Below are 14,436 nucleotides of genomic sequence, written 5' to 3'. Positions count from 1 at the left end.
CCATGCGGATCACCCAGGGCACGTTCTCGTTCCTGCCCGACCTCACCGACGACGAGATCACCGCCCAGATCGGCTGGGCGCTCGACCACGGCTGGCCGTGCGCGGTCGAGTTCACCGACGACCCGCACCCCCGCAACACCTACTGGGAGATGTGGGGCATGCCGATGTTCGACCTCGCCGACCCCGCGGGGGTGCTGGCCGAGATCGACGCCTGCCGGAGGGAGCACCCGGAAAACTACGTCCGGGTCAACGCCTACGACGCCTCGCTGGGCAGGCAGACCGTCGCGCTGTCGTTCCTGGTGCAGCGGCCGTCGGAGGAGCCGGGGTTCCGGCTGGACCGGGCCGAGGGCGGCGACCGGCGGATCGGCTACACCGTGCACCCCTACGCGACCGAGCGGCCGTCGGGGGCGCGCTACCCGGTGACGGGCGGGCACGACGGGAACGGCCGTGCCGAGCACTGAGCGGGCCGGGGCGCGGCCCGGCACCGGTCCGGCCGGTGCGGGCGCAGTGAGCACCCGCATCGCGTTCGGGGCCGCGGCGCCCCGTCCGGCCGACCCCGACCCCGTCTCCGGCTCCCTCTCCGACGACGGCGGCCCCGAGCTGGCCCCCGGCGACACCGTCGATCTCGGCGAGGTGCGCCGGGCGGCCGGCGTGGACGACGTCCTCGACGCGTTGGACCGCGAGCTGGTCGGGCTCGCCCCGGTGAAGCAGCGGCTGCGCGAGCTGGCGGCGCTGCTCGTCGTCGACCGGGTGCGTGCCCGGTTCGGCACCGCCACGGACCGGCCGACCCTGCACATGTGCTTCACCGGGAACCCGGGCACCGGCAAGACGACGGTCGCGCAACGGATGGCCGGTCTGCTCCACGGCCTGGGCTACCTGCGCCGCGGGCACCTGGTCACCGCGACCCGCGACGATCTCGTCGGCCAGTACGTCGGGCACACCGCGCCGAAGACCAAGGAGATCGTGCAGAAGGCGCTCGGCGGGGTGCTGTTCGTCGACGAGGCCTACTACCTGCACCGGCCGGGCAACGAGCGGGACTACGGCGGCGAGGCCATCGAGATCCTGCTGCAGGCGATGGAGGACCACCGCGACGACGTCGCCGTGATCCTCGCCGGCTACGCCGACCGGATGGACACCTTCTTCACCGCGAACCCGGGCATGCAGTCGCGGGTCGCCCACCACGTCGACTTCCCGGACTTCTCCGTGGGCGAGCTCGCCGAGATCGGGCAGCGGATGGTCTCCGACCTGGACCTGGAACTGTCCGGCGAGGCGCGGACGACGCTGCACGAGTACCTGACGCTGCGGGTGGAGCAACCGTGGTTCGCCGGGGCGCGCAGCGTCCGCAACGCCCTCGACCGGGCCCGGATGCGGCAGGCCCTGCGGTTGTCCGCCGGGACCGGACGGATCGGGCTCCCCGAGCTCCGGACGCTCACGGCCGCCGACCTGCGCGCCAGCCGAGTGTTCGACGGCGGCCTGTCCCGCTGAGCACGCCCGCCGGGCCGAGCGAGCGGCGGTGCTCCCCGCCGCCGGTCACCCGCCCGGCGTCCCGCCCCCGTGCCGGCATCACGCACCCCGTGCCGGGCCGCACCCGTCGCCGCGGGCGCACCCGTGCCCGGCCGCCACCCGGCCGCACCCATCCCCGGCCGCACCGTCCTCGGCCGTACCCGTGCCCGGCCCGGTACCCGCGGCGCCACGCACCCCCTCACGGCGGCGCACCCCGTGGCGGCGTCACGCACCCCACTCGGTGGGTGCGGCGCACGGCGACGGGGTGCGTGACGCCCACCACGGGGTGCGGCGCGCGGCGACGGGGTGCGCGGCACGGCGACGGGGTGCGTGACGCCCGCCACGGGGTGCGGCGCGCGGGGACGGGGTGCGGCGGGCAGAGGAGCGCGGCGCTCGGAGCGAGGTCCGGCGCCCGGGTGCGCGTGCGGCCCGGAGGAACGGGTGCGTCCCTCGGGGGACGAGGTGCGCTGCGCGGGGACGGAGTGCGCCGGGCCGGACCTACGCTGGTCCGGTGACCACGACCGCCCGGATGCGCGCGTTCGTCGCGCTCGCCGACCAGGGCTCGGTGCGCGGCGCCGCGGCCCGGCTGGTGGTCACCGAGTCCACGGTGTCCGCGGCGGTGCGGGCGCTCGCCGAGGAGGTGGGCGTCCCGCTCGTCGAGCGCGACGGCCGCGGGGTCCGCCTGACCCCGGCCGGGCACCGCTACGCCGGTTACGCCCGACGGGTGCTCGGCCTGCTCGAGGAGGGCGCCGCGGCCGCCCGGGGCGAGGCCGACCCCGAGCACGGCAGGGTCCGGCTGGCCGCGGTCACCACCGCGGGCGAGCACCTCCTGCCGGACCTGCTCGCCGGGTTCCGGGACCGGCACCCGGGCGTCACGCTGGAGGTCGACGTCGCCCCCAGCGACCGGGTGTGGCCGATGCTCGCGCACCACGAGGTCGACGTCGCCGTCGCCGGTCGTCCGCCCGCCGCCGCGACCGGGCCGGGGGCGTCCGGTCCACCCCTGGTGCGGGCCGTGCGGGAGAACACGCTGGTCGTCGTGGGTGCGCAGGCCGCCGAGCACGATCCGGCGCGTGCGACGTGGCTGCTGCGCGAGCCGGGCTCCGGTACCCGGGCCACCCAGGAGGCGCTGCTCGCCGACCTCGGTGTGGACCCGCCGCGGCTCCTGCTGGGCTCGCACGGCGCGACCGTCGCCGCCGCCCGCGCGGGGCTCGGGATCACCCTCGTCTCACGTGACGCGGTGCGCCGGTTCCTCGCCGACGGGGAGCTGACCGAGCTCGCGGTGCCCGGCACACCGCTGGACCGGCCGTGGCACGTGGTGACCCATCCCGACGCGACGGCGAGCACCGCGCTGCTGCTCGCGCACGTCCTCGCCACCGCCCCGTGGCACGCCCGCTGACCCGCGCCCGGCACACGCGCGCCGCCTCTCCCCGCGCACCGGCCCGTACCTCCCCGCACACCCGAGCCGCATCTCCCCGCACACCCGACCGGCACCTCCACCCACACGGGCCCCGAACGGGCCCCGGACGGACATCACCCGAGCCCCGCGCGGCCCCACACGCTCCGCACCTCCACGCACACGCTCCCCGCACCTCCACGAGACACACCGCCCGCCCGCACCCGCCGAGATGCAGCTCAGCGTCGTGAAGAGATCGACAAGTCGCTCTCAGCTGCATCTCGGCGGGTCGTTGCTCGGCGGCGCCGGCGGGGCGAGGCACGACAGGCCCGGCGGGCCGAGGCACGGCGGGTCCGGCGGGTCGAGGTCAGGCGGGTCGAGGTCCGGCGGTCCGGCGGGGCCGGCGGGCCGGCCGAGGAGCGTCAGGACACCCGGACCGGCAGCTCCCCCACCCGGCTGAAGCCCGGACGCGGCACCCAGAGGATCTCCGCGGCGGGCGCGTCCAGGGCCAGGCTGGGGAAGCGGTCGAACAGCATCCGCAGCGCCACCTCGCCCTCCTGCCTGGCCAGTGCCGCTCCGAGGCAGTAGTGCGCGCCGCGGCCGAAGCCGAGGTGCCCGTCGCCGCGACCGGTGTCCCGGCCGACGTCGAGCTCGTCGGGCCGGTCGTAGGCCCGCGGATCGTGGTTGGCCGGGAGCAGCCCGGCGATCACCGGCGTCCCGGCGGGGATCGCGACCCCGCCCAGCTCGACGTCCTCTGTCGGGTAGCGGAACTGCGTGAACTGCACCGGCCCGCGGAACCGCATGAGCTCGTCGACCGCCTGTGGCCACAGCTCCGGGCGCTCCCGCAGCACCGCGAGCTGGTCGGGGTGTGTGAGGAGGGCGAGGGCACCGTTGGAGATCAGGTGGGCGGTCGTCTCGTGGCCGGCCATCACCAGCGCGAAGATCATCGTGACCATCTCGCGGTCGGTGAGGCGGTCGCCGTCGTCGTCCTGGGCCGCGACGAGCGCACTGATCAGGTCGTCGGCCGGTTCGGCCCGGCGGGCGTCGACCAGCGCGTGCACGTGGTCGACGGCCGCGCGCAGCACCGCCGGGACCCGCTGCGGGTCCATCGAGGCCAGCACCCGGCCCCACTCGTGCCACTGCTCGCGCTCGCCATCGGGCACGCCGACCAGCTCGCAGATCACGGTGATCGGCAGCGGGTAGCCGAACGTCTCGACGAGGTCCACCCGCCCGGCGTCGCCGATGCGGTCGAGCAGTCGCGCGGTGATCTCCTCGACCCGCGGCCGCAGGGCCTGCACCCGCTTCACGGTGAAGGCACGGGACACCAGCTTGCGCAGCCGGGCGTGCTCGGCGCCGTCGGTGGTGAGGATGTTGCGGAGCAGGTAGCCGGCCAGGTCGTCGGGGACCCCGAGCTTCTCGAACATCGCCTCCCGCATGCTCTCGGCGCCGCCGACGAGCTCGACGTCGGTGACGAACCGGGGATCGGTGAGCACGGTGCGCACGTCGTCGTGCCGGGTGACCATCACCGCGGGCGGGGTGCCCATCATCGTCACGGTCACGGCGGGCGCCTCCTCCCGCATCCGGCCGTAGGCGGCGTACGGGTCGGCGGTCAGATCCGGGGACAGGAGGTCGCGCGGTTCGGTCGATGCGGTCATGTCGTGCTCCCTCGGTGGTGGTGGAGGTGCCGGACCCCGGCGATCACCGGACCCGGCTGCGCCATTCCTGGTCGACGTGCGCGACCAGCGGGTGGTAGACACCGGCGACCCGCGCGGCGACGTCCGGCGGGACCGGCTCGCCCGCACGCGCGGCGGGGCCGGCGAGCAGCGCCCCCACGGCGTGCTCGGCGAGGACGCCCTGCCGGGCGGCGTCGCCGGGCGCGGACGGGTCACCGCCCGGCACCGGGAGCCCGGTGGTGGCGAGGAAGCCGTAGGCGATCGCGCCCCAGCTGCGGATCTGCTCGCCGATGGAGAGGTCGGTGCCGACCAGCCCGGCCTCGCGCAGCAGGCCGAGGTGCTCGCGCACGGCGTCCTCCCGGCGGCGCGCCAGCTCGCCCAGGGTCCCGGCGGCCTCGTGCGCGAGCCGGCCGAGGACCTCGGCGTCGCCCAGGTAGAGGGCCCGGGTGACCTCGTCGGACTGCACCAGCTCGTGGATCAGGCGGGTCATCCGCCACGGCAGGACCAGCTCGGGCTCGTCCGGCATCCGGTCGGCCATCTCGCCGAACAGCCGGTGCTGGGAGCGCAGGAGCACCGTGAGGAACAGCGCGTCCTTGGTGCGGACGTGCAGGTAGACCGTGCCCTTCCCGACGCCGGCCTGCCGGGCGACGTCCTCGATCGTCACCCGCCGGTACCCGCGCCGGACGAGCAGGTCCGCGGCGGCGTCGAGCACGCGCCCCATCCGCGCCCGATCACCGGTCACCTGCTCCGCCACCGACACGGGAACCTCCGTCCGTGACCGGATCGACGATTCCGGTCATACGGTCACGGTAGCTCCGCCGCACGGGCCTGTCGAGATACCGTCGGACCATGTCCGACTACGAACACCTGCTGGTCAAGCAGGACGGCGACACGGTCCGGATCACGATGAACCGGCCGCAGCGCCGGAACTCGCTGACCGAGGGCCACCTGCGCGAGCTGCTGGACGCGTTCGAGAGCGCCGGCCGCACCGACGCGACCGGCATCGTGCTCGCCGGGGAGGGCAAGGCGTTCTCGTCCGGGCACGACTTCGGCGACGTCGCGGACCGCGACCTCGCCGGCGTCCGCGAGCTGCTGCGACTCTGCACCACCGTGATGCGGACCGTGCAGGAGGTCCCGCAGGTGGTCGTCGCGCGCGTGCACGCGACGGCGTGGGCGGCAGGCTGCCAGCTCGTCGCGTCCTGCGATCTCGCCGTGGCGGCCGAGTCGGCGTCGTTCGCGCTGCCCGGCGGCAAGGGCGGCTGGTTCTGCCACACCCCGGCCGTGCCGGTCGCCCGCACCGTCGGCCGCAAGCGGCTCATGGAGCTGGCGCTGACCGGTGACGCGATCGACGCCGCCACGGCAGCCGACTGGGGGCTGGTCAACTACGCGGTCCCCGACGACGAGCTCGACACCCGCGTCGACGAGCTGCTGGCCCGCGCCACCCGCGGCAGCCGGTTGTCCAAGGCCGTCGGCAAGCAGACCCTCTACGCCCAGCTCGACCGGCCCGAGGCCGACGCCTACGCGATCGCCACCGAGGTCATGGCGTCCATGTCGCAGTCCGGCGGGGCGCGCGAGGGCATGGCGTCGTTCCTCGGGAAGCGCGCCCCGGTGTGGCCCGACTAGCGATCACCTAGGCTCTGCCGGACCATGTCCGATCCGAGCCTGCTGAGCAGACGACGGCTGTTCGGCGCCGCCGCGGCGCTGGGCGGCGCCGCGCTGCTCGCCGGCTGTGGCCGTGAGTCGGGTGACGCGCTGACCCGCCTGCGGGCCGGCGGCGACGTCGTCGTGGGGCTGTCCGGGGAGCGCCCGTTCGGTTTCACCGACGGCTCCGGCCGCCCCACCGGGGAGAGCCCCGAGGTCGCCCGCGCCGTCGTCGGGGAGATAGGCGGCGGCGGGCTCGTCGCCGTCCAGCTGGCGTTCGACCAGCTGGTGCCCGCCCTGCTGGACGGCCGCTTCGACATGATCGCGGTCGGGCTCACCGTCACACCGCTGCGCTGCCAGCAGGTCGCGTTCTCCCGGCCCGACTACATCGCCCGCACCGGGCTGCTCGTGCCGACCGGCAACCCGCTCGGCGTCGCGACGCTCGGCGGTGTCCGCCGCTCCGGCGCCACCCTCGGGGTGCTGCGCAGCTCCGCCGAGCAGGAGTACGCCTATGCGGCGCGCATCCCGAACGAGAAGATCGTCACCTTCGACTCGCAGGGTGCGCTGGTCCGCGGCATCGCCCGCCAGGAGGCGCAGGTCGGGGCGCTCACCCGGATCTCCCTGCAGGACGAGGTGCGCCGCAACGCCGGCATCGGGCTCGAGGTGACGGGCGGGTTCGAGCCCGAGGTGAACGGCCGCCCGGTCGTCGGTGCGGGGGCGTTCGCGTTCCGCCCGGCCGACACCGGTTTCCGCGAGGAGTTCGACCGCGGCCTCACCGCACTGCAGGAGTCCGGGCGCTGGCTGGAGGCGGCCCGGCCGTTCGGTTTCACCGAGGAGAACGTCCCGCCGCGCGGGCTCACCATCGACGATCTCTGCGCGCGGACACCCGAGTCGTGACCCGGCAGGCCTCGCGGGAATGCGAGGATCCGACCATGTCACTGCGCATCGCCGGGATCCCGGTCCCCGGCCCGTCGGACCTGCTCTCCGGAGCGGCCTCGGTCGTCGACCGGACCGGGGAGCTGGCGGAGACCGTGGCCGGGCTGCCGTCGCGGGCCGGGGAGCTGCTCGACGAGGTCGGCTCGCTGGTCGGCCGGATCGGCACGATCGCGACCCGGGCGGAGGCGCTGCTCGACCGGGTCGACGGCGTCGTCGACCGGGCCGAGGACCTGATCGGGACCGTGGGCTCGGTCGCCGCGGAGGCCACCGACGTGGTCGCGCGCGTCCGGCCGGTGGCCGACCGCGCGGACGAGCTGGTGGCCCGGGTGTCCACCGTGGCCGACGACGCGGACTCGCTGGTCGAACGGGTCACCGGCGTGGCGGAGAACGCCGACGGCCTGGTCCGCAAGGTCACCACCGTCGCCGACGACGCCGACGGGCTCGTCCGCCGGGTCACGACCGTCGCCGAGAACGCCGACGGGCTGGTGCAGAAGGTCACCACCGTCTCCGAGGACGCGAGCGGGCTGGTCCGGCGGGTCACCACGGTCTCCGAGCGGGCCGACGGCCTGGTGGAGCAGGTGTCCGCGGTCGCCGGGAACGCCGAGGGCCTCGTCGCCCGGGTCGACGCCGTCGCCGGGAACGCCGACGGCCTGATCACCACCGTCACCACCGTCAGCGACCGGGCCGGCGACCTGATCACGCAGGTCGAGCGGGTCACCGGGTCGGCGACGACCGTCGTCGACCAGGCGTCCGGGATCAGCGACCGCGCCGGGGAGCTCGTCGACCTCTACGCCCCGCTCGCCCGCCGCGCCGCGCCGCTCGCGACGAAGTTCCTCGACGAGCTGTCCGAGGACGAGGTGCACGCCGCGATCCGCCTGGTCGACCAGCTCCCGGTGCTCACCGAGCACCTCGAGGACGACATCCTGCCGATCCTCGCGACACTCGACCGCGTCGGACCGGACGTCCACGAGCTCCTGGACGTGCTGAAGGAGGTCCGGCAGGCGATCATCGGTATCCCCGGTTTCAAGCTCCTGAGCCGGCGGGGCGGCGAGAAGGACGACAGCTGAGCGAGGGGAGGACACGTGCAGCAGCGACCGTCGGCCGAGCACACGTTGTTCGTGCAGACCCTGGCAGGCAGCGCCACCTTCGGCCCGAAGGAGGGCCGTGAGGTCCTGTTCGGACGCAACCGGCCGCTGGTGCACCTCACCCTCGGCGAGGACGATCCGCAGGTCAGCCGCGAGCACGGCCGCCTGAGGTTCACCGGCGGCCGCTGGTGGCTCAGCAACTCCGGACGGACCGGCATCCGGTTCCCGGCCGGTACCGAGCTGCGTCCCGGCGGCGAGCCGGTGCCGGTCCCGCCCGGATACACGCTGGTCACCGTGCTCGGCTCCCCCGGCCGGGAGCACGCGCTGGAGGTGCGGGTCAGCGGCCCGGACCGGGTGCGCCCGCTCCCCCGGCACGACGACAGCACCCGGGTCCCCCGGCCCTGGCCGCTCGACGGGGACGAGCGTCTCGCCGCCCTCGCGCTCGCCCGCCGCTACCTGCAGAACGATCCCCGTCCGGCTCCGCAGTCCTGGCGCCAGGTCAGCGACGAGATGCAGCAGGCCGATCCCGGTGGCGGCTGGACCCACCGCCGCGCCGAGCACACGGTGCGCGCGATCCGGGAGCGGCTGTCCGCCGCCGGGGTGGCCGGACTGCTGGCCTCGGAGATCGAGCCGCCGGTGGGCAACCGGCTCAACGAGAACCTGGTGGCCGAGCTGATCCGCACCAACACCGTCACCGAACCCGATCTCGACGAGCTGGACCGGGAGCCCGGGTGACGGCACCGCTCGTCGAGGGCACCGTCGTCGCCGGGCGGTACGAGGTCCGGGAGCGGCTGGGCGCCGGGGGCATGGGCGTCGTGCACCGGGCACGCGACACCGCGCTGGACCGCGACGTCGCCCTCAAGCAGGTGCAGACGGGTGCCGCCGCCGAGGACGGCGCGGCCGCGATGCGCCGCCTCCGGCGTGAGGCTCAGGTCGCCGCCCAGCTGCACCACGGGCGGATCGTCACCGTCTTCGACGTCCTGGAGCTCCCGGCCGGCCCGCTGCTGGTCATGGAGTACGTGCCCTCGGCAGGTCTGGACGCGCTGCTGACCGGAACCGGGCCGCTGGCGCCCGGCGCCGCGGCCCGGATCGGCGCGCAGGTCGCCGAGGCGCTCGCGGCGCTGCACACGGCCGGCATCGTGCACCGCGACGTGAAGCCCGGCAACGTCCTGGTGTCCGACGACGGCCCCGTCAAGCTCACCGACTTCGGCATCTCGCTGATCCCCGGCCGGCACTCGCTGACCGTCGGAACACTCGGGACCCCGGCCTATTTCGCCCCGGAGACAGCGCGGGGCGACGAACCGGCGGCCCCGGCCGACGTCTACGGGCTCGGTGCGACGCTGCGGGTCGCCGTCGACGGAGAGCCCCCGTTCGGCTGGGCCGACGACAGCCCGCTGGCCCTCATCCGCCGCATCGCCGACGCCGACCCGGTCCCGCCGCCCGCACTGGACGGTCCACTGGGTGCACTGCTCGCGACGATGACGGCGGCCGACCCCGCCGCCCGTCCGACGGCGGCCGAGGCGGCCCGGCGGCTCTGGGCGCTGGCCGACCGCGACGAGCCCGAGCCCGCGGCCCCGGCGGACCCCGGCCCCACCGCACGCCGCACGACCACCCCGGAGGTCCGGCCGGACGATCCGACCGACCCGCCCGGCCACGCGACGGCGGACGGCCCGGTCGCCGCCCGCCGGCGCCGTCTCCTGTTCGGCGGAGCGGCCGTCGTCGCGGTCGTGGCGGTCGTCGCCGCCGTCGCGCTGATCCCGCAGGAACGCGGCGCCGACGCGCCCGCCCCGGCCCCGGTGGCGCTGCCCGCGTCGGTCCCGCCGCTGGCCGCGGGCGACCAGCGCACCGCCGACCCGTGCCTGGCCGACCCGGCGGCGCTCGCCCCGTTCGCGCCCGCGGTGAGGGAGCCCGACTACGGCAACCTCGCGGCCTGCTCGATCGTGTTCGTGGTCGGCGGCGACGACGCCGGTGGCGTCGACATCCGCTACCGCCGCGCCACCGGCAGCCCGCCCGAGGGCGAGCAGCAGCGCCTCGGCGACGCCGTGCTGGTGCGCCGACCGGCCGAGGGCACATCGTGCATGCGGTTCCTGTGGCTCGACGACGGCACCCAGGTCTCGATCTCGGCCGACCACGACGCCGGCCGGACCCGCGGACTGGACCCCTGCGCGGCCGCCGAGGCGGCCGCCGCCTCCGCCGCGACCCGGCTCGCCGCGGACGGCATCCCCCGCCGTCCGGTACCGCCGCCGGGCGGCAGCGTCCTCTGGACGACCGACGCCTGCGGCACCCTGCGCCCCGAGGACCTCACGATGCTGCCGGCCCCGGCGCGCACCGACTCCTACCGCGACTTCGCCGGCTGGTCCTGCAGCTGGGACGCCGGCGACGCGGGCGCGGACCTCCAGCTGACGGTCTCGTTCGACCGCTACGACACCCCGTCCGCGACCGGGCAGCCGCTCGCGGGCACGGCGGCGTTCGTCCGTGACGACGGCCCCGACGCGTGCAACGGCGAGGTCCCGGTGCGGGAGTTCACCGGGACGAACGGCCGCCCGATGGCCGAGCTCGTCCGGGTCAAGGCCGAGGAGGGCGGGCGCTCGACGTCGCAGCTGTGCGAACTCGCGGGCCGTCTCGCCGACACCGCGGCCGCCCGGGTGCGCTGACCCGGGCGGTCCGCCGGATCAGGACAGGCCCTGCGCGTCCCGGACGAGGGTCACGATCTCGTCCATCATCCCGGTCAGCCGGAAGTTCTTCGGCGTGAACACCGCGGCGATCCCGCCCTCACGCAGCCGCTTCTCGTCCTCCGGCGGGATGATCCCCCCGACGACGACCGGGATGTCCCCGGCGCCCGCGTCACGCAGCCCCTGCACGACCGCCGGCACGACCTCCAGGTGCGAGCCGGACAGCACCGACAGCCCGACGGCGTGCACGCCCTCCTGCACCGCGGCCGCGACGATCTGCGACGGGGTGAGCCGGATGCCCTGGTAGACGACCTCGAAGCCGACGTCGCGGGCGCGCACGGCGACCTGCTCGGCACCGTTGGAGTGGCCGTCGAGACCCGGCTTGCCGACGAGCATCCGGAGGCGCTGGCCGAGCTCGTCACCGGTGGCGCGGACCCGCTCGCGGACCTCGGCGATCTCCCCGGCGCCCTCACCGGACGCCGACGCCGACGACACACCGGTCGGGGCACGGAACTCGCCGAACACCTCGCGCAGCGCACCGGCCCACTCGCCGGTCGTCACGCCGGCCTTGGCGCAGTCGATCGAGACCTGCATGAGGTTCTGCTCGGTCTTCGCGGCGTCGCGCAGTGCCCGCAGCGACTCGTCGACGGCCGCGGCGTCCCGCTCGGAACGCCACCGCCCGATGGCCTCGATCGCGGACCGCTCGGTCTCGGGGTCGACCGTGAAGATCGCCCCGGCGCCCTCGGCCTGCAGCGGGCTGGGCTCGGTGGTGTCGAACTTGTTGACCCCGACGACGACGCGGTCGCCGGACTCCATCTCACGGCGGTACGCGGCCAGGGAGCTGACCAGCTCGCCCTTCATGTAGCCGGACTCGACGGCCGCGACCGCACCGCCCATCTCCTGCACCCGGTCGATCTCGGCGCGGGCGCCCTCGACGAGCTCGGACACCTTGGCCTCGACCACCCGGGAGCCGTCGAAGATGTCCTCGTACTCGAGCAGGTCGGTCTCGTAGGCCAGCACCTGCTGCATCCGCAGCGCCCACTGCTGGTCCCACGGCCGCGGCAGGCCCAGCGCCTCGTTCCACGCCGGCAGCTGCACGGCGCGGGCCCGCGCGTCCTTGGACAGGGTGACGGCGAGCATCTCCAGCACGATCCGCTGGACGTTGTTCTCCGGCTGCGCCTCGGTCAGTCCCAGCGAGTTGACCTGCACGCCGTAACGCAGGCGCCGCTGCTTGGGGTTCTCGACGCCGTAGCGCTCCAGGGTGATCTCGTCCCACAGGCGCGCGAGCGCCCGCATCTTGCACATCTCCTCGACGAACCGCAGGCCCGCGTTCACGAAGAACGAGATCCGCCCGACGACGTCGCCGAACTTCTCCGGCGGCACCTGGCCGGAGTCGCGCACCGAGTCCAGCACCGCGATCGCGGTGGACAGCGCGTACGCCAGCTCCTGCGTCGGCGTCGCCCCGGCCTCCTGCAGGTGGTAGCTGCAGATGTTGATCGGGTTCCACTTGGGGATCTCGGTGACCGACCAGGCGACCATGTCGGTGATCAGCCGCAGGCTGGGTCCGGGCGGGAACACGTAGGTGCCCCGCGACAGGTACTCCTTGACGATGTCGTTCTGCGTGGTGCCGGCGAGCTTCGCCCGGACCTCGGAGTAGTCGAGGCCCTGCTGCTCGGCCTGCTCCTCGGCGACCGCCACGTAGAGGGAGAGCAGCCACATCGCCGGCGCGTTGATCGTCATCGAGGTGTTGGCCTCGGCGACGGGGATGCCGTCGAACAGGGCGCGCATGTCACCGATGTGGCTGACCGGGACGCCGACCTTGCCGACCTCGCCCTTGGCGAGCTCGTCGTCGGGGTCGTAGCCGGTCTGGGTCGGCAGGTCGAAGGCCACCGAGAGACCGGTCTGGCCCTTGGCCAGGTTCCGGCGGTACAGCTCGTTGGTCTTCTCGGCCGACGAGTGACCGGCGTAGGTGCGGATCACCCACGGACGGTCGCGCTCGCGATCGGTCGGGTACGGCACCGGAACCTCCGTCGTCGTCTGCACAGTCGGCACTGTCTGCACGTCGGGACAAGACTACTGGCGAGTAGGGCGGATCGGGTGCCCGGTCGTCCCTCGTCACACACGTCTGCGCGGCAAACTACGCGATCCGTACGGGAAACCGAGCACTGGATCGGTTCACGCCCCACCCGTCGGGGAGGGCGGCAGGGCCCGGCGGGTGCGACCATCGGGCGATGGAGATGGACGTCGTCCCACGGCTCGGCACGATCGTCGGCCTGGTCGTGGTGCTGGTCGCCATCGGACTGCTGCTGCGCTGGACGTTCGGGCACCAGAAGAACGTGACCCTCCCCACCGACGACCCCGACGACCCCGTCGCGACCGGCCTGCTGACCGAGGTCTCGCGGGTACCGGGGAAGGACGCGGCGCGGATCCTGCGCGACCGGCTGCGCGCGCAGGGCATCCGGGCGACGATCACGCCCGGCTCCGACGACCGGGGCGGGTTCGCCCTGCTCGTCTTCCCGAAGGACGTGCCCGACGCCCGGGTCGTGCTCAGCCGGGGCGCACTGGACTGACGGACGCTCAGGTGACCCGGTGGTACCGGGCGTCGAAGAAGCAGAACACGCCGTAGCAGGCGATCCCCAGCCCGACCGCGACGAGCAGGAACACCCCGTAGGGCTGCTCGCGCAGGGCCTTCAGCGCCGAGTCGAGTCCGTTCGCACGCGCCGGGTCGAACGTCAGCGCGGCGACACCGACGAGGATCCCGAGCACACCGATCGCGACGCCCTTCGCGATGAACCCGATCTGCCCGGTACGGGCATCGAGCCGGCGGACCCGGCGATCGGCACCCGCCAGGTCCTGGTCCTCGAGGAAGCGCTGCTGCCAGCCGTTCCACACCATCACGCCACCGCCCACGAGCACCCCGAGTCCGACGAGCGCGGTCACGATCTGCCCGCCCGGCAGGCCCAGCAGGCCCGCGGTCGCCTGCCCGCCCCCGCCCGACGACGCACGTCCGCTCAGCGCCGTCGGCGCCGCCGCGACCGCCAGCACCGCGTAGACCACGGCCTGCCCGGCGGACACCACGCGCTTGACCAGCCTGCGGGACCGGTCGCCGACGTAGCCGAAACCCCACACCGCCGAGACGGCCCGCCACAGGACGACCGCCGCGAACCCCACGACCAGGACCCACAGGAAGGCCCGGCCCAGCGGTTCGGCGGCGATCGCACCCAGCGCACCGTTCTGGTCCGCCTGCGCTCCGGACCCGAGCGCCACCTGCACCGCCAGCCAGCCGATCAGCAGGTGCAGAACGCCGTTCGCGGCGATCCCCACCCGCGCCGCGATCCGGACCGGCGTCGAGTGCGCCACGTCCCGTGCTCCGCTCGCCGCCCGGCGACCGGCCCGTGACACGTCAGCAGCATCCGGGGTGCTCACCATGGCGGCCTCCTCGTCGACGGCGGAACCCGACAGCCGGGCCGCCCGTGGCGTACCGGAAGCCTGCCACGATCGGGTGACGCGCGCCGATCGGGACCGTCGGGCTC

General features: G+C 74.9%; 13 protein-coding genes. 9 read left to right on the top strand and 4 right to left on the bottom strand.

Features of this window, described 5'->3' with window-relative positions:
• The first annotated feature begins 2 nt into the window (after positions 1 to 2).
• From AD017_RS18850 to AD017_RS18840, 3 genes are all read left to right on the top strand, one after another.
• A complete protein-coding gene (locus AD017_RS18850; RefSeq protein WP_010228019.1) occupies positions 3 to 461 on the top strand; it encodes a ribulose bisphosphate carboxylase small subunit in 459 nt (152 codons plus the stop codon).
• A 46-nt stretch (positions 462 to 507) separates the two neighbouring features.
• Positions 508 to 1,485: an AAA family ATPase gene (locus tag AD017_RS18845; RefSeq protein WP_227012777.1), complete on the top strand. Its 978-nt coding sequence runs from the start codon at positions 508 to 510 to the stop codon at positions 1,483 to 1,485.
• Between the two features lie 529 nt (positions 1,486 to 2,014).
• Positions 2,015 to 2,899, top strand: coding sequence for a LysR family transcriptional regulator (locus AD017_RS18840; protein WP_202968867.1), 885 nt, complete (start codon positions 2,015 to 2,017; stop codon positions 2,897 to 2,899).
• 419 nt (positions 2,900 to 3,318) lie between these two features.
• On the opposite strand, the gene AD017_RS18835 is transcribed toward AD017_RS18840, so the two are convergent.
• Entirely contained in the window at positions 3,319 to 4,551 is a 1,233-nt protein-coding gene (locus AD017_RS18835; protein WP_060574972.1) for a cytochrome P450, read from the bottom strand.
• A 43-nt stretch (positions 4,552 to 4,594) separates the two neighbouring features.
• Entirely contained in the window at positions 4,595 to 5,323 is a 729-nt protein-coding gene (locus tag AD017_RS36425) for a TetR/AcrR family transcriptional regulator (protein WP_227013340.1), read from the bottom strand.
• A gap of 95 nt (positions 5,324 to 5,418) precedes the next feature.
• Between AD017_RS36425 and AD017_RS18825 the strand changes: the two genes are divergently transcribed.
• From AD017_RS18825 to AD017_RS18805, 5 genes are read left to right on the top strand one after another with little or no spacing between them, the layout of a single operon-like run.
• Positions 5,419 to 6,192, top strand: coding sequence for an enoyl-CoA hydratase-related protein (locus tag AD017_RS18825; RefSeq protein WP_060574970.1), 774 nt, complete (start codon positions 5,419 to 5,421; stop codon positions 6,190 to 6,192).
• Between the two features lie 24 nt (positions 6,193 to 6,216).
• A complete protein-coding gene (locus tag AD017_RS18820) occupies positions 6,217 to 7,107 on the top strand; it encodes a transporter substrate-binding domain-containing protein (RefSeq protein WP_010242595.1) in 891 nt (296 codons plus the stop codon).
• Positions 7,108 to 7,142: 35 nt separating this feature from the next.
• The gene (locus AD017_RS18815) at positions 7,143 to 8,213 is read left to right on the top strand and encodes a hypothetical protein (protein WP_082398802.1); all 1,071 of its coding nucleotides are present in this window, start codon (positions 7,143 to 7,145) and stop codon (positions 8,211 to 8,213) included.
• Between the two features lie 15 nt (positions 8,214 to 8,228).
• On the top strand, positions 8,229 to 8,966 hold the full coding sequence (locus AD017_RS18810; protein ID WP_010242591.1) for an FHA domain-containing protein: 738 nt from the start codon (positions 8,229 to 8,231) through the stop codon (positions 8,964 to 8,966).
• The gene (locus AD017_RS18805) at positions 8,963 to 10,885 is read left to right on the top strand and encodes a serine/threonine-protein kinase (RefSeq protein WP_060574969.1); all 1,923 of its coding nucleotides are present in this window, start codon (positions 8,963 to 8,965) and stop codon (positions 10,883 to 10,885) included. The genes AD017_RS18810 and AD017_RS18805 overlap by 4 nt, the downstream gene beginning before the upstream one ends.
• 18 nt (positions 10,886 to 10,903) lie before the next feature.
• On the opposite strand, the gene AD017_RS18800 is transcribed toward AD017_RS18805, so the two are convergent.
• The gene (locus AD017_RS18800; RefSeq protein WP_060574968.1) at positions 10,904 to 12,922 is read right to left on the bottom strand and encodes a protein meaA; all 2,019 of its coding nucleotides are present in this window, start codon (positions 12,920 to 12,922) and stop codon (positions 10,904 to 10,906) included.
• Positions 12,923 to 13,134: 212 nt separating this feature from the next.
• Between AD017_RS18800 and AD017_RS18795 the strand changes: the two genes are divergently transcribed.
• Positions 13,135 to 13,473, top strand: a complete 339-nt coding sequence (locus AD017_RS18795) for a hypothetical protein (protein WP_010224404.1) — start codon at positions 13,135 to 13,137, stop codon at positions 13,471 to 13,473.
• A gap of 7 nt (positions 13,474 to 13,480) precedes the next feature.
• Here the strand turns inward: AD017_RS18795 and AD017_RS18790 are convergent, their stop codons facing one another.
• A complete protein-coding gene (locus AD017_RS18790; RefSeq protein WP_082398801.1) occupies positions 13,481 to 14,332 on the bottom strand; it encodes a DUF1206 domain-containing protein in 852 nt (283 codons plus the stop codon).
• Positions 14,333 to 14,436 lie beyond the last annotated feature (104 nt).

The sequence above is a fragment of the Pseudonocardia sp. EC080619-01 genome (assembly GCF_001420995.1).
Taxonomy (GTDB): Bacteria; Actinomycetota; Actinomycetes; order Mycobacteriales; family Pseudonocardiaceae; genus Pseudonocardia.
This window is presented reverse-complemented; position numbering and strand designations above follow the sequence as displayed.

Excerpts from the sequence above, each read along its gene's own strand:
- AD017_RS18815 (WP_082398802.1), top strand. The coding sequence starts at position 7,143 with ATGTCACTGCGCATCGCCGGGATCCCGGTCCCCGGCCCGTCGGACCTG.
- AD017_RS18790 (WP_082398801.1), bottom strand. The coding sequence starts at position 14,332 with ATGGTGAGCACCCCGGATGCTGCTGACGTGTCACGGGCCGGTCGCCGG.
- AD017_RS18820 (WP_010242595.1), top strand. The coding sequence starts at position 6,217 with ATGTCCGATCCGAGCCTGCTGAGCAGACGACGGCTGTTCGGCGCCGCC.
- AD017_RS18835 (WP_060574972.1), bottom strand. The coding sequence starts at position 4,551 with ATGACCGCATCGACCGAACCGCGCGACCTCCTGTCCCCGGATCTGACC.
- AD017_RS18850 (WP_010228019.1), top strand. The coding sequence starts at position 3 with ATGCGGATCACCCAGGGCACGTTCTCGTTCCTGCCCGACCTCACCGAC.
- AD017_RS18795 (WP_010224404.1), top strand. The coding sequence starts at position 13,135 with ATGGAGATGGACGTCGTCCCACGGCTCGGCACGATCGTCGGCCTGGTC.
- AD017_RS18825 (WP_060574970.1), top strand. The coding sequence starts at position 5,419 with ATGTCCGACTACGAACACCTGCTGGTCAAGCAGGACGGCGACACGGTC.